Raw genomic sequence first — 25,504 nt, forward strand, 5'->3', positions numbered from 1 at the left:
ATTATCTGCTTTTTGTGGAATTTTTTAGGCCACCAAAATATTAAAAAAAACCACCCTTGTTTTTCCTCAACAAGTAGTGGCTTTCTTATTATTTATGTATGGATTTTGTCTTATAGTGGGTTTTATATAAGCACTTCTAAAGCTACATCTAATTGTAACTCTAATATTTCACGATGTTCAAAAAAAATTGGACGACCATTAAAAGCTGCTTTAATCAAATAATGACCTCCTTTATAATAACATTGCTTAACAGTTGCTTTTAACTGTCCTTCTTCTGAAACTCTTAGTTGATGAGGATATAATAATATTGTTTCTGACAATCCATTTCTATTAATAACTAATTCATTAACTTCTCCAAATAGAGAAGCAACATATTTGTTTTTAGGATTTGTATAAATTTCTTTAGAAGGTGCTTTTACAACTAATTCTCCTCCTCTTAGTACGATGGTTTCGTCTGCAAAAGCTAAGGCATCTGTACTATCGTGGGTAGCCACAATTACGGTAATACCTTTAGACTTCAAATAAGCAAATAAATTACGTCTTAATGCGTTTTTTCTAAAATTATCAATATGACTAAAAGGTTCGTCTAAAAGCAGTACTTCGGGTTCTAAAGCCAAAACTCTTGCTAAGGCAACACGCTGTTGTTGTCCTCCACTCAACTCACTCACTTTACGTCGTGAGAAGTCTCCCATTTCTACTATATCCAATAATTCTTGGATACGTAATCGTTTAATTGCCAACAATTGATTTGATAAAAACTTCCCTACACTTTCAGATACTGTTTCATAAGGCATTAATCCAAAATCTTGTGCCATATATTTCATAAATGGCATACCTGGAACTAAATTTTGTTTAGGGCCTGTAATAATTTTATCGTTCCAAAAAAGTCTACCTTCATTTACATCGTATAATCCGTAAATTAATTTTAACAAAGTACTTTTTCCACAACCACTTTCTCCAATTAATGCAATATTTTGTCCTTTTTGAACCTCAAAATCTATAGCCTTTATAATAGGGGTATCTGTATATCCGAATGAAATATTTTTTACTTGAAGCATTTTATCAAATTAGGGGTCACAAAAATAACAAGAATATCTAAGATCCAAATATTTTTTCAACATAAATAATAAGATTTAGTTATGATTTAAAAAGAAAAATTGATATTAAAAATCTTTTTTTTAAAATTCATAATAATAAATTTAGAAAAAAGAATGGAAAGAATTGATTTTAAGAACAATCAAAAAGATATACTTGTTTCAATTATAAAATTTAAAAACACTAATTTTTGGAATTATATAGTAAGTAAAAACTTTTATGGTATTTTTGTTTTTGATAACGAAACACCTTCATCTATATGGTTTGAAAATATAAAATATGAAATCAAATCTCATTCTATTTTATTTTTTTATCCTTATCAACAATTAGAATTTACATCAAATCTTTCTGGTAAATTACTTTTATTTCATCCTAATTATTTTTGTTTAGACATACAAGCTAAAGAATATGGTTGTCAAGGAGTTATTTTTCAAAATGTCTTGCAAACCCGTATCATAAGACTTTCAACTAGTGATTATAACAAAATAATACATCCATTTAATTTAATTGAAGATGAAATACGGAATACTACTATCGGAACTTATTTTCTAATTTTAAATTATATAGGGATTTTATTACTTCTATGTCTAAGAATCATAACTTCTCATAAAGAAGTTTTATTAGATACTGATTTAAATCGTTTTAAGATTTTAATAAATCAGTATATTACCTCTGAACATCAACCTAATTTTTATGCTCAAAAATTAAATATAACAACCCGAGAGCTCAATTTTATAATCAAATCTAAAACGGGCAAAACCACTCAAAAAATTTTGCATGAAAAACTAATTGCATTAGCCAAAAGTAAACTTTTTAATTCTAATTTAAGTGTTAAAGAAATTGCTTATGAATTAGGTTTTGAAGATCCTTTATACTTTAGTCGCATCTTTAAACAGCATACTCTTGTTTCTCCAAAAGATTTCCGCGTAAATTTAAAACAAAATCATATTGAAGATTTCCAGATAAAAGATTAGTTTTTTTATCCATATATCTGTTTTTTTGTCTATTCTATTATTTCTTAGCAAAAAGTAGTTTTGTTTCAGTAATGTTTAACCAATTTTAACTAACAATGAAATCAAAATTATTACAATTTGCTTTATTCAGTAGTCTTAGTATCCTAAGCTTACTTTCTTGTGAAAAAGACAATCTTTCTCCTTCAGAGATAACTCCTTCTCTTCAAAATGAGTTTATAGGAGCATGGGACAAACAGGATACTGTAAGGATTTCCTTTTCACAAGATGGAAAATTTACAGCTCAACGATGGATTGCTTCGGATAAATCTTACGCTAACAACTTTGCTGTAGAAGGAGATTATACGTCCACAAATGGAGAAGTTACTATTAATGTTAAAAAATCAAACTTAGCTCATTTATGGTCAAATCAGAAACTAGAAAAAATTATTTTGAAAACAGAGTTAACTTCAGATAAGCAAACGGTAAAAATCAAATCTGTTACAATATACCCTACAAATTTAGATGTAAAAGATGGGGTCATTAAAAGACTATCTAATTCATTTAAAAGAAATTTAGATCCTAAAACAGCTCTCCCTTTTGAGTTGTTGACCTTAACTGACGTTATGACTTACCAACCTTCAAACTTACCTAGTATTAAGCCGTGGACTTACAAAGGGGGTGAATTTAATTTTGCGTTTAATAATTATCAATTGGGAATTTCTACGCCTGATCAAGCAACTGTTAATCTTCCTTTTTCACCAATGGGGCAACACTTGCACTTAATTATAGATGATGCTCCTTATATAGGGATTCCTAATAATCCTTTTAAATACAATCTAACTGACGGTGAACATAGTATTGTAATTGCAGCAGGACGTTCTTATCATGAAATATATAAAAATCCTGAAGCAATCATTACGGTAAAAAGCACAATTAAGAATGGGGAAGAAATAAATAGGGTAAATACTAATCAAGAATCAGACATTTTTGCCAGCAGACCTAGGGGATCTTATTCTACAACTGACGCTAAAAGGCTTTTAATTGATTATATTCTAACAGAAGCTTCTAAAATGAATATTGATTCCAAAAAATACACCGTTAGAATTACTTTAAATCAAACGTCTTTTTTGAGCGAAAAATGGGTTCCAAAGGTTTTAGAAGGATTAAACAGAATAGGAACACACAAATTAACTTTGGATTTATATGATTTAGAAACTAAAAAGATTATTTCTACCAAAAAATCTGATTTTACAATTCAATAATAACGAAAAATATGAGGTGACAAAATTAGACACCTCATATTTTACATATTGTAGTGGTTATTGTCCACTTTCATTCTTCGCATCTTGAATCATCTTTTGGTTGGCTGTAATAGCAAACTCTACACGACGATTTTGCGCTCTTCCTGCTTCAGTATCATTGCTTGCTAATGGATCTGCTTCTCCCATACCTGTTGTAATAAAACGTGCTCCATTTAAACCTTTAGATGCTAAATAATTTTTTACTGCTTTTGAACGATCGTCAGATAGTTTTAAGTTGTACTCATCAGATCCTTTGCTGTCAGTATAACCATAAATTTTAATATCTGTATCAGCATATTCTTTAAAAACAGGCACTAATTTATCTAAATTTGCTTTTGCTTTAGTTGTTAAAGTTGCTTTATTAAAATCAAAATTAACGGAATTTTCTCCCAAAGTTAATTTAATTCCTTCTCCTACTCTTTCTACTTGTGCTCCTGGTAATGATTCGCTAATTTTTCGTGCTTGTCTGTCCATTTTATTTCCAATAACTCCTCCAGCTACACCCCCTATAACTCCTCCAAGAACAGCTCCTAACGCGCCATTGCCTCCTTTTCCAATATTATTACCTAAAACACCACCTAAAACAGCACCTGCTACGGTTCCTATTGCCGCTCCTCTTTGTGTGTTATTTGTATTTTTTATTGCTTCACAACTTGTCATTCCGCTAATCAAAAAAGTTCCTGACAGAGCGTATATTGCTATCTTTTTCATCTTTCTATCTTTTTATTTTCTTCTAAAATGGTAAACTACTTTGCCTGCGCTATTTCCTACTTGTACTTTGTTAGTTAGATCAAATGTGTTTTGTGTTACATTTGAAACAATCAAAATATACCCAGAAGTTACCTTCCTTGGTTTTTCGCCTTCTTTGATAAACTTCAAAACCATTTGATTTTCATCTGTTACATACCATTTAATATCAGACGCATACGAAGGACAACCTACTTTATTTAGGGTCATATTACCCGAATCATTATTAGACACTAAATGCCATTCACTTCCTTCAAAACATTTTGCATCTGCAATTTCAAAGGATGTCACCTTAAAATATTCAGACCCTGCGTATTCTACCCCACTAACTACCCAATCTCCTTTTAGCGACACTTGTGTTTTTCTATTTACACTTGTTGTTACTAATGATTGTTTAGGTTTACAGGAAATCATGACACCTAACATAGCAGTCATTAAAACTAGTTTTTTCATTTTATTTTGATTTTTTACGTTTGCCAATAAAGCAAATTTAATACCAATTTAGCAATTTTTTAGTAGAAACTCTACTACAAAAACCGTCAATTTGTCACATTTTAAGAATTGGTATCTTATTTGACAATAATGATACGTATTAAATTTAAATAAATAACGTATGACAACAGGAAAAATTAATGTTTCAGTAGAAAACATCTTTCCCTTAATCAAAAAGTTTTTATATAGTGATCACGAAATATTTTTACGTGAGTTGGTTTCAAACGCTACAGATGCTACTTTAAAATTGAAGCATTTGACTAGTATTGGCGAAGCTAAAGTAGAGTATGGCACTCCTATTATTGAGGTTAAAGTTGATAAAGAAGGGAAAAAACTTCATATCATTGATCAAGGTCTGGGAATGACTTCTGAAGAGGTAGAAAAATATATTAACCAAATTGCTTTTTCAGGCGCTGAAGAATTTTTAGAGAAATATAAAGATTCAGCCAAAGATTCAGGTGTAATTGGACATTTTGGTTTAGGTTTTTATTCTGCTTTTATGGTGGCTAATAAGGTAGAAATCATTACCAAGTCTTTTAAAGACGAGTCAGCAGCTCATTGGACTTGTGATGGAAGTCCTGAATTTACTTTAGTTCCTCACGATAAAAAAGAAAGAGGTACTGAAATTATCCTTCATATTGCTGATGATTCTGTAGAATTTTTAGAAGAGTTTAAAATTCGCGAATTATTAACAAAGTACAACAAGTTTATGCCTATTCCTATCAAATTTGGCACTAAACAAGAAGCTTTACCTAAACCTGAGGACGCTCCCGAAGATTACAAAACGGAATATACAGAAGTAGATAATTTTATTAACAACACAAATCCTGCATGGACAAAACAACCATCAGAATTAACAGACGAAGATTACAAAAACTTCTATCGTGAGTTATATCCTATGAATTTTGAAGATCCTTTATTCAATATTCATTTAAATGTAGATTACCCATTCAATTTAACAGGTATTTTATACTTTCCTAAATTAACTGGTGATTTACAAATTCAGAAAGATAAAATTCAATTATACCAAAATCAGGTATTTGTAACAGATAATGTAGAAGGTATTGTACCTGAGTTCTTAATGATGTTAAAAGGAGTGGTAGATTCTCCAGATATTCCATTAAACGTTTCACGTTCATACTTACAAGCAGATGGTAATGTAAAGAAAATCTCTAATTATATTACGCGTAAAGTTTCTGATAAATTAAAATCATTATTCAACGAAAACCGTGAAGATTTCGAGAAAAAATGGAATGACATCAAAGTGGTTTTAGAATATGGTATGTTATCCGAAGCTAAATTTTACGAAAAAGCAGGTGATTTTGTATTATATCCTACTACTGATAATAAATATTATACTTTAGCTGAACTAAAAGAATCTTTAAAAGATAACCAAACTGACAAAAACGGTAAATTAGTCATTCTTTATGCTTCTAATAAAGATGCTCAACATAGTTATATTGATATTGCCAAAGAAAAAGGCTATCAAGTATTATTATTGGATTCACCTATTGTTTCGCATTTGATTCAAAAATTAGAAGCTGATAATGAAAATATAACGTTTACACGTGTAGACGCTGACCATATTGATAAATTAATTCAAAAAGAGGATACTGCAATTTCTAAATTATCTGATGAAGAAAAGGAAAAATTAAAAAATGCAATTGAAATAGTAGTTCCTAAAGAAAACTATACCGTTCAAATGGAAGCTTTAGAAAGCACCTCTGCCCCATTTATGATTACACAACCAGAGTTTATGCGTCGTATGAAAGAAATGAGTCAAACTGGCGGTGGCGGTATGTTTGGTATGGGAAATTTTCCTGAAATGTACAATTTGGTAGTCAACACAAACTCTGAACTGGCTACAGCTATCTTAAACAGCAATGAGAACATCCAAAAAGACTTGGTAAAACAAGCTTTAGATATAGCTAAATTATCACAAGGTTTATTAAAGGGTGAAGAATTGACTGCTTTTGTAAAAAGAAGTTTTGAATCTTTAAAATAAAAATACCAAAATAAAAGCCTGATTTTCATCAGGCTTTTAAAAAGTAATTTTATTTATTTTCTTTTCACATTAACAGCTGATAATCCTTTAGCTGTACGCTCAACTTCAAAAACCACTACATCGTTTTCTCTTACGCGTTGTGTTAAACCTGTAGTATGAACAAAAATTTCTTGTCCATCATTAGAAGTAATAAATCCAAAACCTTTTGTTTCGTTAAAAAACTTTACTGTACCTTCTTGCATTTCTATTTATATTTAATTAATAATTATCAAATGTGTAGCCCTAAATCCTTTTGGGGTTGTTTCTTTTTTAAAACTTACTCTTACGTTCTTTTTAAATTTAGTATTAGAAGCCTCAAAATGAAACAATAAATTATCCCTTGTTTCATCCTCCGTAATAAAACCAAAACCTGTATCTTTTATAAAAGTAATAAGACCTGTAGAAAAATCTTTTCTTATCTCGTTAGTATTCTTATTTGTATTTTCAGTATTCTTATCTGTTTCAACAGTTTGTAAATGAGGTGGAACAGACGTTAACTTTCCATTTTTATCCACATATACAAACATTTCCTCTAGGGATTTTCCTTTATTATTATTGACTTTACGCTCGTTTCTTCTAAGCGCTTTATCTTGTTGTTTTTTTACTTTTTTCTTATTATTTTCTTTTTTAGAATAAGAATCTGCCATATATATCTCGATTTACTTGTATCATTAACTATTAATTAACCAAATCAAAATAATTATAGTATTAAACCTTACTATGTAAATCATGATTTGTAATTAAAAAATAGATTTTAAAAAAATGGCAGCTGGAGAGTAATCACTGAGGAAGTCTAAAAAAACTACTTGAACAGAAAATCAAAAAGCAGTAACCTTTAAATTAAAGGGCAAATGTACATCAATTTATTGATAAATAATGTTTTATTTATCTTTTGTTATCATTTTTTATTTTTCTCATAAAAACATCTCTAAAACAATATTATTGATCTTCATTTTATTAAAAATATATTTTATAATAATTATTTTAAAAAAATCAACTCTATTAAAATTTTCGATTTCACTCAAAATAAATAGTTCCATATATTTTTATGTTTTTATAAGTATAAAAATCATTAGGTATTTTAGTAAATTTGACAAAATCTATTCTACGTCAGAGTAGATCATTAGGCTGATACTACCAAATATGAAACAATTAATTACTTTTAAACGAAAGATATTGTCTTTTTATTTTAACTTTAAAAATTTATACGCTGATGATTTCCTTCTTTTTTTATAGTATATAGAAATTTTATTCGTCCTAATTTATATTTATCATCCTATTTTCCTTTCTCTACTACATCTGTAAAGAAACTATTATTTATATGATTGCTTTGCCACATATTCTATATTTTCGATAACATAAGTGTCATTTTTTAATAATACGCCTTGGATATATAGATTTTATATTTTTTACAAAAAATTAACCTCATTTTATATAATAAACAGAAAAAGAATTAACATGACCCTATCAATTGAAACTCCTGCATTACTATTTTCAGCTAGTTCATTAATTTTATTAGCATACACGAATCGTTTTCTAACCATCGCTCAAATTATTAGAAGTTTAAAAAAGAATTATGAAGAAGTTCATCGCAAATCTATTCTTCTTGAAATTAAAAATCTAAATGATCGCTTAACGCTAATCCGTTTTATGCAGTTAATGGGAGTACTTTGTTTATTTTTATCTGTTTTTGCTATGCTGCTATTATTTTTTGATTTACAATATATAGCTATCTATTTTTTTGGATTTAGTTTATTTAGTCTGTTAGTTTCTTTAGGTATTTCTTTTTGGGAAATCAGTATTTCTGTTCATGCTTTAAGACTTCATTTAAGTGATTTAGAAGATTTTTCGAAAAAGCATTAATTTTTTTGATCTAAAATTTTTATAACGAAAGACATTAATACCATTTAAACTTAAAATTTGTCTTTTTATTTATTTTAATTACAAAAAGAGGCTGTTCGAAAAAAATCAAAACAGCCTCTTTTAATACTATTGATAATCTAAGTGTATTTTAATTTCCTATTATATTTCCATTATCTTCTTTCTTTTCTTTGTTTAACATATTAGGATCTTCTTTTGCTATTTTATTTTTGGTAGGAATCTTGTAGTTTAGGGTTAATCCTATTCTACGTGTATCATTTTTATTAGACATATAAAGTGCGGTATTTAAAGCATTGAATGATGACTTATTTAAATTAAATATATCATCAACATTTACTGAAACAGTCAAGTGATTGGATAAAAACTTTTTAGAAAATGTCATATCTAAACTATGATTAAAAGGTCTTTGTGCTACAAAATAAAAATAATTACCTCCTTTTGTAATATGGCTATAATTCGTTACCCATTTTATATCTCCTGGCAATACGACTTGAGACATGATATTAAAAATCCAAAATGCTTTTGTATCAACATTTGGAATATCATGTTTTTGTCTACCTGCATAAATAAACATGAAATTAATTTTATCTGGATTAAAATTAAATTTAGCTGTTTCTTTTAGTCCTTTTGTAAATAACATATAAGGAATGGGTAATCCAAAATTAAATGTATGAATTTTTATTGAAGGTATATTTTCATTTGTACTAACCATTCTGTTTCCATTTAGATACATTCTCTGAGTTACTTGATTAAGTCCTTCGCTGATATTGTATCCTATGAAAGCATATTCAAAAGCTGATAATTTAAATTCAAAATTATTAAAAAGTGTAGGTTGTAATTGTGGGTTTCCTAAATACCCTACATTGGGGTTTTGATAATTTGTATTATTAGGATTAAGAGAGGAGGTACTTGGTAAGGTTATTTTTTTATTATAACTACCTGATAGAATTATGCTGTTAGCTAAACTGTATTGAATACTTCCATTAGGAAATAATCTATATTGTTTAAAAGGATTCAAGGCTTGTGTTTCTGTTTTTCCAGAAATATCATAATTTTCTCCTCTTAGCCCTAAAGTAAATTCAAATTTTCTATATTTAGTCTGTAGTTCTATATAGGTAGAAGCTGTCATCCTTTTGTACTCTAAATTATTAATATTTTTATTAAATGTATTAAAATAGAGTTCTTCGTATAGAGTTCCTATGCTAATTTTTCCTTCTTGTAATAGTTTTACAGATTGAGTATAATCTATTTTAAAATTGTAAAGGCGTTGATCAGATCCGTTACTCAATGTATTTAGGTTTAAACTTCTTGAAAATAAATCAAAATCATTTGTGACACTATTAAAATTAAATTTAAAATCTAATTTTTTATCGGAATCTAAAAACCGCATTTGATATGCTGCTACTGCATCTTGACGTAGTGTTAGTGTTTTACTGTCATCTATTGTAGAAAAAAAGGTTGAATTAGGCAGCAACCCCTTGGCTTCTGTTGTACTAGAATTAGTATTAGAATAAATATCATAATTTAATAATAATCTATTTTTACCTATATCAAATGTAAGTCCTGTTTTAGCAAACAGTGTTCGTAAAATACGATCTGAATCGCTGGAGGTTAATAGTGTAGACTGATCGCCTTCTTTTTTAAGCACTTCAGACCACATACCTCGTTCGGCATAATTTTGTCCAAAGTTTAGCTGCCATCCAAAAAATTTGTTTTTAGCACTTAAAAGTATGCTATTATTAGTACGCCAACGATTTTTATCATAGGAAGTAAAATTACTGCTATTAGTATAGGTAGCGGTTAGGTAGTTCTTTGCTTTTTTATTGGTAACGATGTTTAGTATAGCACCACCAGAGGTAGCAGGAAACTCAGCTCCTGGATTTGTTATAACTTCTATTTTTTCAACTGAATTAGCAGGTAGTCCTTCTAGGAAGGCATTTAATTCGTTTGTCGAAATATTGAGTGGTCTTCCATCTAAGAATACATCTAATTGTTTTCCTTGATACATCATACCTGCTAAATCGGAGGCTACCAAACCGGGTAGTTTTTTTATTCCTTCTAGGACTGATCCTGAATTTAGATGAGCTTGACTTGCAAATTCAAAAATGGTTCTATCTGCTTTTTGTTCAATTGCTTTTTTTTCTTTAACAATTGCCACTTCTTTTAATTCGTTTGTTTTTTCTTTATTTTCTTGTGAATACGTAGCAAACGACAAAAAAGATAATAACAAAAGGGTGAATTTAGTTTTTTTCATGTAATGTGTAAATCATTTATTCTAATAGACCTCTTGTTTTGCTATTTGTTACAGATTTTAACTTTTATTTTAACAAATTTAAAATTTGCATCTTTTAATCTCCGTAGGTTACTAATAAATTGTAAAGCTTATCTATATCAAATGGTTTAAAGATGATGCCTGAGAAGTATTTCTTAAAATTTTGATCTGCATCTGCTAATATATCCGCTGTGAGTGCAAAAATAGGCGTTTGAATATTTAAATTTGGGGTCATTTTTATTTCTTTAGAAACTTCAAAGCCGTTCATTTCGGGCATGTGTATATCCATTAAAATAAAATCAAATTTTTGATATTTCACTATTTCAATTGCTTTTTTTCCTCCATCTACATATTGAATTTCCATGCTCCATTTTCTTAATAATTTAGAGAGTAGCATCCCATTCATTTTCGTATCATCTACGATTAGTACTTTTTTACCTATTAATTGTTGTTTATCATTTACTTTTATTATGATTTCTTCTGATTTTTCTAATTCAAGTTCAAAATAAAAGGAGGTTCCTTTATATAATTTACTTTCTACGGTTATGGTGCTTTTATGTAATTCTATCAAACGTTTTACGATTGCTAATCCTAAGCCTGTTCCTCCATGTTTTCGGGTTAAATATGGTTTTAGTTGTGAAAAGCTATCAAATATACGTGGTAAATTTTCTTGTGATATTCCTTCTCCTGTATCTGTGATTTTAAATGAAATTAGATCTTTTTGTTCTCCACAATCTACTATCTTTATTTCTAGTTGTACGCTTCCTTTATCTGTAAATTTTATAGCGTTGTTTATCAAGTTGTTTAAAATTTGCGTTAGCTTCGTAGGATCTATCAGATAATAATTAGATATATTTACTGTTGAGATGTATTTTAACTCAATATTTTTAGCATTTGCAAAACGTTCAAACACTTCAACTGTGTTTTGGCATAAAAAGTTGATATTGGTTGATACTAATTCTAACTTTACATTTTGTCCATCTAGTCTATTGAAGTCCAAAACATCATTTACGACACTAATTAAATTGTCAGATGCAAATTTTAAATTTCTTATAATCTTTTTACCTTCATTTACGATTTTATCATCTAATAATACTAGTGAAGCTACAATGGCATTTAATGGTGTCCTTATTTCATGACTCATTATAGATAAAAACTCTTGTTTTCTTTTATAATTTTCTAGTTCATCTAAATTTTTCTTTTCTAATATTTTTTGTTTTTCTCTTTGCAAAATGGCTTCGTTTTCTATTTTTTCCATTCTTGCTATTAACTCATAACTTTCAATTACTTTTAATGTTTGAGTATTAATAACTCTTTCTTTTTCTGAAAGGTGATTTTCAAAATAATGTAACGCTTTTTCATAATCTCCTAAACTTTTATATATAAGATAAATTATACGATTTAATTTTATTGTACACATTGAAAACTGTAATGATTCTCCTAAAAGTAATCCTTCTTGTGCAAATTGAAGAGCTTTATCTACTTGTTGCGTTTCAAAATAAAGGGCTGCTAACTTTGTCATAGTCATAACAACTCCTGTATTTTCCCCCATTTTTTTATGAATATCTAAAGATTTATTATATAGTTCTTTAGCTTTAGTATATTCTTTACAGAAATGGTATACTTTTCCTTTTCCGTATAGTGCATAAGCCATCCCTCTCATATCATCAGTCTGGCTCTTAAGTTCTATGGATTTATTAATAATTTGTTTTGCAAAATGAATTTTTCCTTTTTTAGTCAAAATTCCAGAAAGATTATTGTAGACATTCGATTCTAAGTTAAGATCTTTAATCTTTTTAGCGTTTCGAATTGCACTTTTATAAACTTTAAAAGCACTGGTGGCATCTCCTATACATTCAAAAATAGTTCCTAATGATTTTTCCGCACGAGATTGATTATAATAATCATTATATTTTTTATAAATTTTTAAAGCATCACTAAAATGAATGAGACCTAAATGATATTGATTTGTTTTATAGTAAACTCCAGCTAAACCATACTTAGCATCAGCTACTCCTCTTTCGTCTCCTAATTCATTAAAAATTTCTATAGCCCTTTCAGAATATTGTTTTGCTTTTTGCATTTCACCAACTATCATGTGATACAAAGCTAGTTGGCTATAACTTTTTCCTATAAGAGTTTTATCATTAATAAACAAAGAAGCCTTTAAAGCTTGATTTGCTATTATTATACTTTTTGTAAGATTATTAATCCTAATAGAATAAGCTTCTACCAGCTTTTGTTCTATAGTATTAACTGTATTTAGCATAAATTCCCCAATTATTCATACATTACAAATAAACAGAAACTTTTTTATAAAACGTTCATTAAACCTTTTAATTTTTTTTTAGTCATATACAAACGAACTTACAAATTTAATTCCTATGAGAAAATTTCTTTTTATCTATTTAACCTGTCTCTTTTTGACTCCAGAACATGCTCAAAATTCAGAGGTAAACGAAACAAGTCCAGAAAATTTTAGTTTAGAAGGTGCTTTAGCTATCTTTAAAACTTCTAGTTCGTTAGAGGAATTTGAAAAAGCTATAAACGAAGAAAACAACAACGTAAACAATCTTGATTTAAATGATGACGGTACTATTGATTATATTACTGTAGAAGATTTAATCGAGGGTTCAGATCATGTTATCATTCTAAGTGCATTAGTAGGTAATTCTGACAAACAAGATATTGCAACTTTAAATATTGAGAAAGTAGGTGATGAAGAGGCCTATATTCAAATCATCGGAAATGAAGATTTATTTGATAAAAATACAGTTGTAGAGCCTTATAATGTGTCTGAAAAAATAATTGATGATAAGGGACCTTCCATTTTAGATCTAGTTCCAACTCGAATAACCGTTAATGTTTGGTCATGGCCTTGCATTCGATTTATTTATGCTCCAGGATATCATATTTGGGTATCACCTGTACGTTGGTCAATATATCCGCGTTGGTGGAAACCTTGGCGTCCGATGAATCATTCTGTATTTATTACACACATCCATAAACACAGATTTCATTTTCATAGAACAAGATCCCATATTATTAAGCCACATAGAGGATATCTTTCTAGAAAAAAAGCTAGAGCTTCCTTTATAAAACCAAGAAGAGCGGAACATCATAATATTAGAGAAAAAAGACACAGAAGATAATTTTTTTTCTTTATTTCAAATATGTGTTCAAATAGTTTAGAGTTTGTATTGTTGACTCAGAAAGACCTTTTTCATCTAGTTGTCTTTCTACTAAATAAGCTTCAAAGGCACATTCAGAAGTAACCTCACTTTTGTAAAAAAATAAAACAATGACCCATTTTGATTTACAAATTTGGGTCATTTTTGTTTTTTAAAGGATTCAAATGTTTAAAAATAGGTTTTTGGGTCGCAACACGACGCACGTTCCCCTATGATGCTGGTCTTACATTTTTTTTATGCTACTAAAGTTTGCTGTTGTAGATAAATCCGTCTCCCTATTTCTAATGCATTGGCTGTGTGAATGCCAAAGAAAATCCAAAGGATCTCACTTTTTTGGGTTTTGGCTTTGATTTTCTTGAGATGGTAATGTTCCTTCTCCTTGCCAAAACTTCCTTCTAGTCGAGTAGCTCGTTCTTTCTTGATGTGTTGCGCTAAAATTTTGCGTTGTTCTTCATTTTTTCCAGCTTTTCCTTTACGTACAAAATCGGTTTGGATAGTATTGGTAGACGTGAAGGTTCGATTTTTATTGGTAGCATAAATGGCATCGGCTCCAAGTATTTTTACTTTTGTTTTAGTTAAATTCTGAGCGCAAAAAACACTGCTTTGCAGACGAGTTCCTTCGTTGAAAGCTCGATATTGAATGTGTTCGATGAAGTTAATGCCATCGATTTGAATTTTGTTTACTTTGGCTCCAAATTCAACTTGCTTTACTTCTTTCCCGCGAACAATTGGGCGGATATAACTTTTGCTAATACTTACAATCCTGTCTGGAACACTTTTACCAGTTTTAAATATCTGAATTTGTTGTTTGTATACTTGTTTGATAATCAGGCGCTGTTTGCTATATTTTGTAGTGGCTTCAAACGGATTTTGTGCTTCAATACGGCTAAGTTCGCCATTGAGTTTGTATAATAATTTAAGTAAACCTCGGGTAACTTTTGTGCGATGTTTTGATTGTTTTTTTCTCTTTTTTGAATATTGATTGTATCGCTTACACCAATCTAAATATTTAGTTCTTGGTAGTTTTATTTTAAACAAATGACACAAAGCTTCCATTTGCTTATAATTCCACTGTACACACTCCCAAAGCAATTTCTGGTTCGTAGGAAAGCGCACTTCACTCTCGTAACAAGTAGCATCCGTAAGCATTTTATCTAAATCTCCCATATAAGGAATCCAGTTCTTAGCTAGTACTTCTTGAGCTTTGCCAATGGTTAAAGTCTTGGATAGCTCCATTCTGATTTGACTCACGATTTTAAAGTTTTTCAAAGGTTTATCAATCGGAATCAGAATATCACAAAAAAATTGCATAAAGATATTTCCATTGAGAAGTTCAATCAACTTTTTATCCGAACAACCGTAGTAGTTTTTAAGCATCATCAGAGCAATTTTGCCTTTAGGACTAAAATAACAATGAGTCCCTTTTTGAGAATCTTTCAGTTTGAAGGCTTGAGCAAGCTCTGAAAAAGGCATCGAAAGATAAATTTTACCCAAATCTGTTTTTAAAAATTGGGCGTAAAAACCATCAAAATCTTTATTGATAGTAAAAAATGGAATTTGGTATTGAAATTCGCTTAAACGTATTATTTTTGGCATAGCATTTAAAGAAAAACCCCGTTTTTGACTCTTTTTGAGCAATTTCGGGGTTTGTTTCTTCTAAAATAACACTTATTTTGTTGATATGCAAGTGTTTGGGTAATTATGAATGTGCCTTCAAAAAAACCTAATTTTTTAAGATTTTCTATTTGCTTCAAGGCTTTTTCTCTAAAGCCTTGAAGTTCTTTTTCTATTGTATTTAATTTTTCTTTAGAAATTTTCAAATATCTATTTTGATAATTATCTAAATTATAAATAGTTGCTAGCTCCATTTCCTCTACTTGCTGTATTAATACTTTTAAATGATATGGATTTTGAATCGTTGGTAAAATAGATCTAATGGTACGTAAAATTCGTTTTACAATTATTGGATCTTCTTTTCCCCATTGATAAATTTGATCAAAACAAAAATCAATAAACTCGTCATAATTAAATTCATTGATATGAATATCACTTTTAATTAATTGTCGAGCATCTGTAGAAGGAAATTGTCTTTCTGATAAAACTTTTACAATTTCACCTAACTGATCAATACAATTTAAACAAGTTGTAGGATCATTTACTGCTGGTGAAATTGCTTTAATACCTATATCAACTAATTTACGTACACCAAAATTTATATCCTGTGTATGACTTCTAAAACGGTTTACTTTAAACGTTTTAGAAACTAAATTTTGAAAAGTTTCTTTTTGTTTTTCTGAAACTTGATCAACAACAATTTGTAATAAGACTGTTGTATCTTTCATTATAAATTCACCAATCACGGGTTTTTGATATACTTCTTCCCATTGATTTGTTTCTTTTAACTCTAGCAATCCTTTTTGCAACAAAGCATAATCAACACTTTCTAAATAACCTGATTGAAATGGACTCACTATCTTCAATACATTTCTATTATTCAGGCATTGTTGGCGTTCATAGGTTAAATCATTCCCTTTTTCCCATTTTTGACTATATAAAATAGTTATTTCATCTACTACTTCTTTCTTAATATGGTGTGTAATACTCGATACATTCATGTTTACACTTAAATACGTAATCATAGATGGGTAGGACCATACTAAACCTCTAATAGCTAAAAAAGTCCCTACAAATAAGGTTATTAAAAAAGATTGATTAGGATAAAAAACAGACATTATTTGAGGCAATACACATAAGGCTATAGTTCCTACAAACAAGCCTATAAAGGCCTGTATTTTAAAATCATTAGCTAAAAAATGTCTTAAAATTCTGGGAGAAAATTGAGAAGAAGCTAATTGCATTACTACAAATATAACCGAAAATGTTGTTAAGGAAATTCCAATAATAATAGAAACCAAAACATTAGAAACAGGAATTAACCTTGAATAAATTTCTAATGAATGGGTAAAAAAATGATTATTATAATTAATTTGAAAATCTAAAAACAATAAAAAAGCACCTAAAAACAAAGCGTACACACTGCTCATTACTGTTCCCAAATGTTTTATTTTATGCTCTAATTGTTGATATAATTTAAATTTAAAAGTTGACATATTAATTATTCTATTCTGTAAATTTAATTAAAACTCTGCCCAATTTATTTGGTTTTTCAAATTAGATCGCTATTTATTTTTTTATACTTATAAAAATAATTAAAAAACTACACAATAGGTTTTCTAAAATTTAAATTGCCGTATAAAAACAATAAAAATAATGTTAATCAAAAAAAGCGAACATATTTTGTTTTTTGCTACTTTAAAAAAACTAACAAATTTTAATATTTAACATTTAACTTATTGTATCTTTGCCCCCCTTAATTTTGTAAAAATGTTAAAAAATAGTATTTTAAAAGGAGTTTTTTTAGTAGGATTGGGAGCAACTAGCTACGGAATGTTAGCTACTTTTGTAAAATTAGCCTACAAGGAAAACTTTACTACAGCAGAGGTTACATCCTCACAATTTATATACGGAATTTTAGGCATGTTATTAATAAATGCTTTTCAGAAATTCAAAAAGAAAGAAGAAGTTGTAAAAGCAACTTCTGCTAATATTTTACATTTAATGTTAGCAGGGACTTCACTTGGGATGACTAGTGTTTTTTATTACTTAGCTGTAAGATATATCCCCGTTTCTATTGGAATTGTTTTATTAATGCAAACCGTTTGGATGGGAGTATTATTAGAATGGTTTTTAGATAAAAAAGCCCCTTCTATTCAAAAAGCAATTTCAGTTGCAATCGTTTTGTTAGGTACTGTTTTAGCCACAAACTTATTGAGCAAATCAATTGAATTAGATTGGAGAGGAATTATGTGGGGTCTTTTAGCTGCTGCCTCATTTACTACTACTATGTTTACGGCTAATCGAATTGCATTAGGAATATCGTCTGCCCAACGTAGTTTGTATATGCTTTTAGGGGGTGCTGTTATTGTTTTTGGTTTTTCTATAGCCACACAAATAACACCTTTTAATATGACTATTTTTACCAAATGGGGAATCTTTTTAGCTTTATTTGGTACAATCATTCCTCCTATTTTAATGAATGCAGGATTTCCTCACACGGGAATTGGATTAGGCAGTATTGTCTCTTCTTTAGAATTACCTGTTTCTGTTATGATGGCATTTTTTATATTAAACGAAACAGTTGTTACATCTCAATGGATTGGAATAGGACTTATTATAATAGCTATTATAATAATGAACGTAAACCTCAATAAAAAATAACATTATTTATCTACTCCAGATTACTCGTTAGGCTTTCTAATAAAGATGAAGGAAAGAAATACACATATTTTTTTACTATAGCTGTCGTTATCTGTATTAAGAATAAAAAATGAGTGTTTTTTAGTTTCAATTTTTTTTATCTATACTAAATTTCTAATGCGTAATCTGGGGATAATCATATAAAATACACACATCAGAACAATCTTATAAGTATTAATTTATTTTATATTTGTGTAAAATAAAATTTCTTTATTTTACACAAATATAAAAAACTAACAAAATGCTTTTTCCTGATGAAAAAATAGAGTTCTTAATTCCTGATGCAGAACTTATTTATTATCCTTCTTTCTTTTCTTTAGAACAAGCTAACATTCTTTTAAAAAAGTTAGAATCCGAAATCCCTTGGCAACAGGACAAAATAACGGTTTATGGTAAAGAACATTTTCAACCTAGATTAACAGCTTTATTTGGAAACGAGGGAAAACCTTATGCGTATTCTAATATAGTAATGCGTCCGCATCCATGGACTCCTTTATTAACTCATATAAAAGATGAAGTTGAAAGAGTTTGTGATACTCATTTTACAACCGTTTTATTAAACAATTACCGAAATGGACAGGATAGTATGGGATGGCATTCTGATAATGAAAAAGAACTAGGCAGAAATCCAATTATTGCTTCTGTTAGTTTTGGAGCTGAAAGAAATTTTCAACTAAAACATAACTCTATTGAAACTGCTAAACAAAATATACATCTACAACATGGAAGTTTACTAATCATGCAAGGTGCAATTCAGCATTTTTGGAAACACCAAGTACCTAAAACTCAAAAAAACGTAGGAGCTAGGATAAATTTAACATTTAGAGTTATTAAATAGCCTTTATTTCCCAAAGTTTATATCTTTATCTATCTATTCTAGGATTAAATAACTTTTTAATTAAAATCGTCTGGTAAAATTTTCCCTGGATTCATTATATTATTAGGATCAAAAATATATTTAATTTGTTCCATCAACTCTAAATGTATTTTTGAAAAAGCAATATCCATATAATTTTTTTGCACCCATCCTATTCCATGTTCTCCAGACAAAGTTCCTTTTAAAGAAAGTGTTAACTCAAAAATTTCACGGATTCCTTTTGGTATTTCCTCATACCATTGGTCATCTGTTAAATTTCCTTTTATAATATTTACATGTAAATTACCATCTCCTGCATGTCCATAACAAACTGACTGAAAACCGTATTTAGCGCCAATTGATTTAATTCCTTTTAATAATTTAGGTAATTCATATCGAGGAACGACTGTATCTTCTTCTTTATATATCGAATTAGCTTTAACAGCTTCGGCCACACCTCTTCTCATTTTCCATAAAGCATTCTTTTGTTCTTCTGTATCAGCAAAAAGAATTTCGTCAATTTGAAATTTTCCCAAAACATTCATAATTTTTTCTGCCTCTAACATTAATATTTCAGGATAATTTCCATCTACTTCAATCAATAAATGTGCTTGATGGTTTGTTTTTACTTGAACTGCTATTCCTTCTAAATATTTTAAACTCCAGTCAATAGCGTCACGTTCCATAAATTCTAAAGCACTAGGCAATACACCAGCTCTAAAAATAGCGGAAACAGCTTCACAAGCTTGATCTGCCTTATAAAAAGGAACTAACATTAATAGATTAAAAGATACTTTAGGAAGCAATTTAAGAACTGCTTTAGTAACAATTCCTAATGTTCCTTCACTTCCTATCATTAATTGCGTTAAATTATAACCTGTTGCATTTTTTAGCGTATTAGCTCCTGTCCATATAATTTCTCCATTAGGTAAAACGACTTCTAAATTCAGCACATAATCTTTTGTTACACCATATTTAACAGCTCTAGCACCTCCTGAATTTTCTGCTATATTTCCTCCAATAAAACAACTTCCCATACTACTAGGATCTACTGGATAAAAAAGATTTTTTTCTGAAACGGCTTCTCGTAATACTTGCGTTATAACACCTGGTTCAGTAATGACTTGAAGGTTTTTTTCATCTATTTCTATAATTTTATTCAATCGTTCGGTCGAAAGACCAATTCCTTTAAAAATAGACAAAGCTCCCCCACTCAAACCTGTTTGTCCACCTATAGGAACAACCGCTGTATAAAATTCATTTGCTAATTTCATAACAGCTGAAATTTCTTCCGTACAGCTTGGCTTTACTACAACACTCGGAGGAAAGCGAAGATCTTCAGTTTCATCATGTCCATATTTCTCTAATGTTTCTATATCAGTAAAAACATAGGATTCTCCAACAATCGCTATCAGTTTTTGAATTAATTCTTTTGAAACAGGCATAACAATAGACTATTTGTTTATGTAAAATTAAAAATATTTAAATCATCTAATATTTAAATTTATTAACGATAATTTGTTAAAAACAAAAAGTCAAAATGTTTTAAAATACCAACTTTTAAAACTATTTTATAAAAAATGATATTTTTATTTGGTTAATAAAAATTTTTTATTAATTTTATTAACCCAAACGTAATTCTTTAACCTATGAGTACAATGTCCATCTATATCCAGAGAAGATTAGAAAAAGTTAGTTTAAATCCTGAACAATTTAATCAGGAGTTAAATCAGTCTATTAAAATCCTTATTTCATCAGAAATTGATGAATTAGCTAAATGGTTCGTAAATTTCACAAAAGACAAACCCCATTTAAAAAACCCTAAAAACAATACTGCCTATAACAGAAATCTACTTTTTTAATTTTAAGCAAAAGGCTGTCCAATAAGTCCTACTTCTTGTTCTCAAATTTTAACTAGCATACAAAATAGCTAAATTTATTCTGACCCCTAGAACAAAGCAGCAAAACGCCTGAACAGCCTTAAAAACAAAAAATTAACACATTTATTTTACCCAGTAGTTATTGGCTTTTGCTATAGTAGCAAATTCCAAGGCTACCGTCTGACCTATTGCTATCAGCATTGCAGCATCTTCTGCATAAACAGGTCTCAATTTTTCACGAATCAAAGCATCAGGCTGTGTATATTTTATAATCAATCTAGCCATTTTTACAGCCAACAACCTTCCTTCTTCAGGAGTAGCTGTAATTAAAGAATTATTTGGTATTAAAGCATCCATAAAAATTATTTTTTATCAAAAATATTTTAGTAAACCCAAAAGCACTGTGATCTAAATCACAACATTAGCTCTTCTTAGACATAATTCTCGAAACGCTTTCTCTACTAACCCCTAGATCAATTGCTATCTGCTGATGAGTCAATTTAACTCCATTTAACTGCAATTTAGAACTATATTTATCTAAATATTTCTCTAATCTTTTTTCCAAATCCTCGTTTTGTAGACTCACATACAATTGAAGCATATTCTGAAATTCAAAAGTCAATCTTCTCATAAGATAATTTACAAAAACCTGATCTTTTTCCAACAACTCATTTACTATATTCTTTGGTATTAACCATGCCTCTACCTCTGTTAAAGCTTGAGCTGAAAACACCAACTTATCTTTTATATCACAATGCGAAAAACTAACTACACAAGCTTCTCCTGCCACTACATAATCTAACAATACATCTTTTTCAATAGAAGCACAATCTAATCTAACAACTCCAGATTTAACAATTGGCAAATACAAAAAAGAATCTCCTTGAACAACTAAATAATCTCCTACTCTAAATTTTTTTATCATAATTTTATTTTGATATGCTTCCAAATTAAAAAACATATCAACTGACCGACAATCTTCATCTAAGCTTTTTTCATTCATGATAAAATATATTTGAATTTCAACAAAATAACTAAATTAGAAGATATTTTCACAATGTAAATTCTTAAGAGAGATTATTTTTTTCTAAAAAATAATTATCTTTACTTAAAATTAATTACTTTGAATACTTACGGAAAAAAATCAGCTTTAAAAGAAAACAAAGGCATAGAGCAACCTGAAAGTACCAACCCAAAGGCAATTGATCAAATTAAAAAATACAGAAAAACTAGCCTTTCTCCAGAAATACTTACACAAAACATCTTAAAAGGAGATAAAACAGCTCTTAGTAGGGCTATTACATTAGTTGAAAGCACCAATATTGAGCATCAAGAAAAGGCAAATACAATTATTCAAAACTGCCTTCCTTACAGCAATAAATCTATCAGAATAGGTATTACAGGTGTCCCTGGAGTAGGAAAAAGTACCTTTATAGAAGCCTTTGGAAAACTCTTAACTTCTTTAGGAAAAAAGGTTGCAGTATTAGCCATTGATCCAAGCTCTAGCATCAGTCACGGAAGCATTTTAGGCGATAAAACCCGAATGGAAGAGTTAGTAAAGGATCAACAAGCTTATATCCGACCTAGTGCCTCTGGCAAAAGTTTAGGCGGTGTAGCCAAAAAAACACGAGAAAGTATTATCCTATGCGAAGCATCTGGTTTTGACATAATACTTGTAGAAACTGTTGGCGTAGGCCAAAGTGAAACTGCTGTGCATAGCATGACTGATTTTTTCTTATTACTAAATTTAGCTGGAGCTGGAGATGAATTACAAGGTATAAAAAGAGGCATCATGGAAATGGCCGATTTATTAGTAATCAACAAAGCAGATGGTGACAACACAACTAAAGCTAAACTAGCCAAAACAGAATACAATAGAGCATTACATTTATTTCCAGAAAAAAACTCTGGTTGGATTCCGAAAGTCACTACTTGTAGTGCATTAGAAAAAAAAGGAATTGATTCTATATGGCAAATCATAGAAGAGTATACTTTGTTAACAAAAAAAAATGGTTATTTTGACAACAAAAGAAGTAACCAAAATCAATACTGGCTTTTAGAAAGCATAAACGAACAACTTAAAGACCACTTTTTTAATCATCCTACAACTTTATCTCTTCTAGAAATTGAAAAAAAATTAATACAAGACAATCAAAGTACCCCTTTTACCTCTGCACAGAAATTGTTAGATAACTATTTCAAAAGCAGATAAATAAATTAATCATAAAAAAACATAATAATACCATTTAAACTTTAAATTTTCTTTTTAAAAATAGTACATCTACAAAAGCAACAAAATCAATGTTGGTTCTCGATGCACTTCACACTCGAACTAACGATGATTTCAATTATATACTCAACCGTCTGTTTGAGTTGTTTTTAAAATAAAATTATATACATAAACGTATCAAGAACTTTACTTTTTAATCCAGTATATTTTAAGTTTAAATAATATTACATACCCTAGCTGTTTTTGACAAAAGAGGATCACCGGCGTGGTATTTTGGCGATAGCCAAAACTCAAATCCCTGCTAATTTTATAGGTAAGGTGATTTGTGTCCATAAGTGAAGGAAATCACTCAAAAAACCACCTAAAGTAGACTTCAAAAAAAAGAGGCGTTAAATACCTCTTGTATATCCTTAAATTTTTACTTAGCACCCCCCATAGTGCACGGAATCTTAATGGTTCCGTTCAACAGAGGTTTCATTGTTCGTGCTCCGCACGCAACGAAACCTTAGCTGTTAGTACTAGTTGTTTTACTTTCTATTCAAGTATGTTTTAACCTTTATTTTCCAATTAGATTTGTGAAATGTAAGTGATGATTTGTTGTTTTTTAGTCTTGAGTCTGAATGGAATGGAATTTTATCTTTGCTTTCTTTGTGGTTTTCTAGTATTAACAATTCCGTATTTTCAACTGGACAAAAATCATTTGACAAGCTAAATATTGTATTTATGCTATTTTCAATATAATAGTTTTTTCTCTTTTCATATAATTCCATTAGTTTGTTTAAAGAATGATTAGGATTTTCTGTTATATAATCTAAATCATATAAATCTTTTTCTGCGTATCTATTGGTTATAGAGTCTAATTTAAAAAGTCCTATATCGGTCTCGCTAGCGAGTCTTATTTCGTTAATTATTTCAAGTGGATGGAATAATTTAAATCCTTGTATTATTTCAACTTTAAAATTTGTGTTGTTGGTTGAAATAATAGTTCGAAGAAAAACAAGTTCGTCATTTTGTTTTGTAGGATAACCAATATACAAAACTCTATCTTTGAACACCTCTTTTATTTCTTTTTCTATTAATTCAAAGCCATTAATACCGATAATATACTCACAAAATAAATCAATATCTACTGACTCTCTGTGTGAATATCTTAGCACTAAATTTGTACCGCCAGCTAAATAAAAACTACTTAATGAATTTAATTTCTGTAATTCTTTAATAGTTTTCTCTAACTCATTAGAGATATACATATTTGTTGAATTTACTTTTAATAGGAAGATTATATCTTTTTGAAGTAAGTGAACAAATTTCATCCGAAATTCTATCAGTTGAAGCGATAATTGTTCTTTTTATTGTTTCTTCGGTGTATAAACTTTCCAAAAGCAAGATATTATCACTGTAATTTGAAAAATCTGAAAACATAAGAATACGAGATATAATAACATCACTATCCCTTTGAATGTTAAGTTTGGTTACATCCAAATCCCAAAAAATATAATTTGGTATTTTTTCAAATATGTTAACAGTCTTCTTCATAGATAGTTATGACAAAAGTAATGATTATTTTTTATATAATTTCAAATTTTATACCAAAGTTTACTTTTCTAATTCTGTAATCATTTTATTTGCTTTTACAAAGATAGGTTTTTGAAGTTTTTTCTTTCAACGCATAGTTTTTCTTACAATTACCTACAACGTCAGTCTGTGAAAAAACTCACAAACCTCACCAAATATAGCTAAAATAGTTTGTTTGAAAAGAAGTATTTTCTTATTTTTAACAATGCAGCATATCCAAGGGATTTCCCGTAATCAGCTACATGTATCGAGTTTAGAAGACAAAATTACTTCTGAAAACCCAGTTCGATTCATAGATGCTTTTGTTGAACACATAGACTTTCAAAAAGTAGGATTTACACCTGTTGTTTTAAAATCCGAAGGTCGTCCAAGTTTTAAGAATCAAGTGTTTCTTAAAATCTATTTATATGGTTATTTAAATGGCATACGTAGCTCCAGAAAACTAGAAAAAGAATGCATTCGTAACATAGAAATGCAGTGGTTACTGGAAGATATTCGTCCTAATTATCACAGTATTTCTGATTTTAGAAAAGACAATCCCAAAGCTCTTAAACAACTCTTTAAACTATTTGTTTCTTTTTTGAAAGATGCCGATGGGGATACAATCATACCAATTTGATAGGATTAGAAAAAGTAAACGGTGAACATAGCTTGATTATGCTAGTGTACA

23 protein-coding genes and 1 pseudogene are annotated in these 25,504 nt (G+C 29.2%); 10 read left to right on the forward strand and 14 right to left on the reverse strand.

Annotated features, from left to right (window positions below):
- Nucleotides 1-122: 122 nt before the first annotated feature.
- Nucleotides 123-1,058, reverse strand: a complete 936-nt coding sequence (locus AWN65_RS07615) for an ABC transporter ATP-binding protein (protein WP_060382613.1) — start codon at nucleotides 1,056-1,058, stop codon at nucleotides 123-125.
- Nucleotides 1,059-1,211: 153 nt separating this feature from the next.
- Between AWN65_RS07615 and AWN65_RS07620 the strand changes: the two genes are divergently transcribed.
- Together AWN65_RS07620 and AWN65_RS07625 are read left to right on the forward strand one after the other, a co-directional pair.
- The gene (locus tag AWN65_RS07620; RefSeq protein WP_060382614.1) at nucleotides 1,212-2,069 is read left to right on the forward strand and encodes a helix-turn-helix domain-containing protein; all 858 of its coding nucleotides are present in this window, start codon (nucleotides 1,212-1,214) and stop codon (nucleotides 2,067-2,069) included.
- Nucleotides 2,070-2,164: 95 nt separating this feature from the next.
- Nucleotides 2,165-3,310: a hypothetical protein gene (locus AWN65_RS07625; protein ID WP_060382615.1), complete on the forward strand. Its 1,146-nt coding sequence runs from the start codon at nucleotides 2,165-2,167 to the stop codon at nucleotides 3,308-3,310.
- A 57-nt stretch (nucleotides 3,311-3,367) separates the two neighbouring features.
- On the opposite strand, the gene AWN65_RS07630 is transcribed toward AWN65_RS07625, so the two are convergent.
- Both AWN65_RS07630 and AWN65_RS07635 read right to left on the reverse strand, forming a co-directional pair.
- Nucleotides 3,368-4,060: an OmpA family protein gene (locus AWN65_RS07630; RefSeq protein WP_060382616.1), complete on the reverse strand. Its 693-nt coding sequence runs from the start codon at nucleotides 4,058-4,060 to the stop codon at nucleotides 3,368-3,370.
- A 12-nt stretch (nucleotides 4,061-4,072) separates the two neighbouring features.
- Entirely contained in the window at nucleotides 4,073-4,549 is a 477-nt protein-coding gene (locus AWN65_RS07635) for a hypothetical protein (protein ID WP_063744137.1), read from the reverse strand.
- Nucleotides 4,550-4,709: 160 nt separating this feature from the next.
- Here AWN65_RS07635 and htpG point away from each other — a divergent pair, with 160 nt between their 5' ends.
- Nucleotides 4,710-6,593: a molecular chaperone HtpG gene (gene htpG, locus AWN65_RS07640; RefSeq protein WP_060382618.1), complete on the forward strand. Its 1,884-nt coding sequence runs from the start codon at nucleotides 4,710-4,712 to the stop codon at nucleotides 6,591-6,593.
- Nucleotides 6,594-6,646: 53 nt separating this feature from the next.
- On the opposite strand, the gene AWN65_RS07645 is transcribed toward htpG, so the two are convergent.
- Nucleotides 6,647-6,835, reverse strand: a complete 189-nt coding sequence (locus tag AWN65_RS07645) for a cold-shock protein (RefSeq protein ID WP_060382619.1) — start codon at nucleotides 6,833-6,835, stop codon at nucleotides 6,647-6,649.
- 12 nt (nucleotides 6,836-6,847) lie between these two features.
- A complete protein-coding gene (locus tag AWN65_RS07650; protein WP_060382620.1) occupies nucleotides 6,848-7,279 on the reverse strand; it encodes a cold-shock protein in 432 nt (143 codons plus the stop codon).
- Nucleotides 7,280-8,090: 811 nt separating this feature from the next.
- On the opposite strand from AWN65_RS07650, the gene AWN65_RS07655 reads away from it, so the two are divergent.
- Nucleotides 8,091-8,495 carry a DUF2721 domain-containing protein gene (locus tag AWN65_RS07655; protein ID WP_060382621.1) on the forward strand — a complete coding sequence of 135 codons (405 nt, stop codon included), beginning with the start codon at nucleotides 8,091-8,093 and terminating at the stop codon, nucleotides 8,493-8,495.
- A 148-nt stretch (nucleotides 8,496-8,643) separates the two neighbouring features.
- Here AWN65_RS07655 and AWN65_RS07660 read toward each other — a convergent pair whose 3' ends face one another.
- Nucleotides 8,644-10,767, reverse strand: coding sequence for an outer membrane beta-barrel protein (locus AWN65_RS07660; protein ID WP_060382622.1), 2,124 nt, complete (start codon nucleotides 10,765-10,767; stop codon nucleotides 8,644-8,646).
- A 94-nt stretch (nucleotides 10,768-10,861) separates the two neighbouring features.
- On the reverse strand, nucleotides 10,862-13,054 hold the full coding sequence (locus AWN65_RS07665; RefSeq protein ID WP_060382623.1) for a tetratricopeptide repeat protein: 2,193 nt from the start codon (nucleotides 13,052-13,054) through the stop codon (nucleotides 10,862-10,864).
- A gap of 115 nt (nucleotides 13,055-13,169) precedes the next feature.
- Here AWN65_RS07665 and AWN65_RS07670 point away from each other — a divergent pair, with 115 nt between their 5' ends.
- Complete coding sequence (locus tag AWN65_RS07670; protein WP_088420410.1) at nucleotides 13,170-13,937, forward strand: hypothetical protein; 768 nt, start codon at nucleotides 13,170-13,172, stop codon at nucleotides 13,935-13,937.
- 273 nt (nucleotides 13,938-14,210) lie between these two features.
- Here the strand turns inward: AWN65_RS07670 and AWN65_RS15215 are convergent, their stop codons facing one another.
- Both AWN65_RS15215 and AWN65_RS07680 read right to left on the reverse strand, forming a co-directional pair.
- A complete protein-coding gene (locus tag AWN65_RS15215) occupies nucleotides 14,211-15,572 on the reverse strand; it encodes a hypothetical protein (protein ID WP_063744209.1) in 1,362 nt (453 codons plus the stop codon).
- Between the two features lie 5 nt (nucleotides 15,573-15,577).
- On the reverse strand, nucleotides 15,578-17,086 hold the full coding sequence (locus AWN65_RS07680) for a DUF2254 family protein (protein ID WP_060382625.1): 1,509 nt from the start codon (nucleotides 17,084-17,086) through the stop codon (nucleotides 15,578-15,580).
- Nucleotides 17,087-17,360: 274 nt separating this feature from the next.
- Here AWN65_RS07680 and AWN65_RS07685 point away from each other — a divergent pair, with 274 nt between their 5' ends.
- Nucleotides 17,361-18,254, forward strand: a complete 894-nt coding sequence (locus tag AWN65_RS07685) for an EamA family transporter (RefSeq protein ID WP_060382626.1) — start codon at nucleotides 17,361-17,363, stop codon at nucleotides 18,252-18,254.
- Between the two features lie 280 nt (nucleotides 18,255-18,534).
- Nucleotides 18,535-19,131, forward strand: a complete 597-nt coding sequence (locus AWN65_RS07690) for an alpha-ketoglutarate-dependent dioxygenase AlkB family protein (RefSeq protein ID WP_060382627.1) — start codon at nucleotides 18,535-18,537, stop codon at nucleotides 19,129-19,131.
- 56 nt (nucleotides 19,132-19,187) lie between these two features.
- Here the strand turns inward: AWN65_RS07690 and AWN65_RS07695 are convergent, their stop codons facing one another.
- Nucleotides 19,188-20,594, reverse strand: a complete 1,407-nt coding sequence (locus AWN65_RS07695) for an FAD-binding oxidoreductase (protein WP_060382628.1) — start codon at nucleotides 20,592-20,594, stop codon at nucleotides 19,188-19,190.
- 213 nt (nucleotides 20,595-20,807) lie between these two features.
- Between AWN65_RS07695 and AWN65_RS07700 the strand changes: the two genes are divergently transcribed.
- Complete coding sequence (locus AWN65_RS07700; RefSeq protein ID WP_060382629.1) at nucleotides 20,808-21,011, forward strand: hypothetical protein; 204 nt, start codon at nucleotides 20,808-20,810, stop codon at nucleotides 21,009-21,011.
- Nucleotides 21,012-21,152: 141 nt separating this feature from the next.
- Here AWN65_RS07700 and AWN65_RS07705 read toward each other — a convergent pair whose 3' ends face one another.
- Complete coding sequence (locus AWN65_RS07705) at nucleotides 21,153-21,386, reverse strand: hexameric tyrosine-coordinated heme protein (RefSeq protein WP_060382630.1); 234 nt, start codon at nucleotides 21,384-21,386, stop codon at nucleotides 21,153-21,155.
- A gap of 64 nt (nucleotides 21,387-21,450) precedes the next feature.
- Entirely contained in the window at nucleotides 21,451-22,032 is a 582-nt protein-coding gene (locus AWN65_RS07710; protein ID WP_060382631.1) for a Crp/Fnr family transcriptional regulator, read from the reverse strand.
- 120 nt (nucleotides 22,033-22,152) lie between these two features.
- Here AWN65_RS07710 and meaB point away from each other — a divergent pair, with 120 nt between their 5' ends.
- On the forward strand, nucleotides 22,153-23,241 hold the full coding sequence (gene meaB, locus AWN65_RS07715; RefSeq protein ID WP_089047278.1) for a methylmalonyl Co-A mutase-associated GTPase MeaB: 1,089 nt from the start codon (nucleotides 22,153-22,155) through the stop codon (nucleotides 23,239-23,241).
- A gap of 545 nt (nucleotides 23,242-23,786) precedes the next feature.
- Here meaB and AWN65_RS07720 read toward each other — a convergent pair.
- Both AWN65_RS07720 and AWN65_RS15435 read right to left on the reverse strand, forming a co-directional pair.
- Entirely contained in the window at nucleotides 23,787-24,572 is a 786-nt protein-coding gene (locus tag AWN65_RS07720) for a nucleotidyl transferase AbiEii/AbiGii toxin family protein (RefSeq protein ID WP_081078408.1), read from the reverse strand.
- The gene (locus AWN65_RS15435) at nucleotides 24,496-24,795 is read right to left on the reverse strand and encodes a DUF6922 domain-containing protein (RefSeq protein ID WP_060382634.1); all 300 of its coding nucleotides are present in this window, start codon (nucleotides 24,793-24,795) and stop codon (nucleotides 24,496-24,498) included. Before AWN65_RS15435 ends, AWN65_RS07720 begins: the two co-directional genes overlap by 77 nt.
- Before the next feature lie 244 nt (nucleotides 24,796-25,039).
- On the opposite strand from AWN65_RS15435, the pseudogene AWN65_RS07730 reads away from it, so the two are divergent.
- Nucleotides 25,040-25,441 (forward strand): annotated as a pseudogene (locus tag AWN65_RS07730) (transposase); the annotation flags it as partial.
- Nucleotides 25,442-25,504 lie beyond the last annotated feature (63 nt).

Source organism: Flavobacterium covae, from assembly GCF_001534645.1.
Taxonomy (GTDB): Bacteria; Bacteroidota; Bacteroidia; order Flavobacteriales; family Flavobacteriaceae; genus Flavobacterium; species Flavobacterium covae.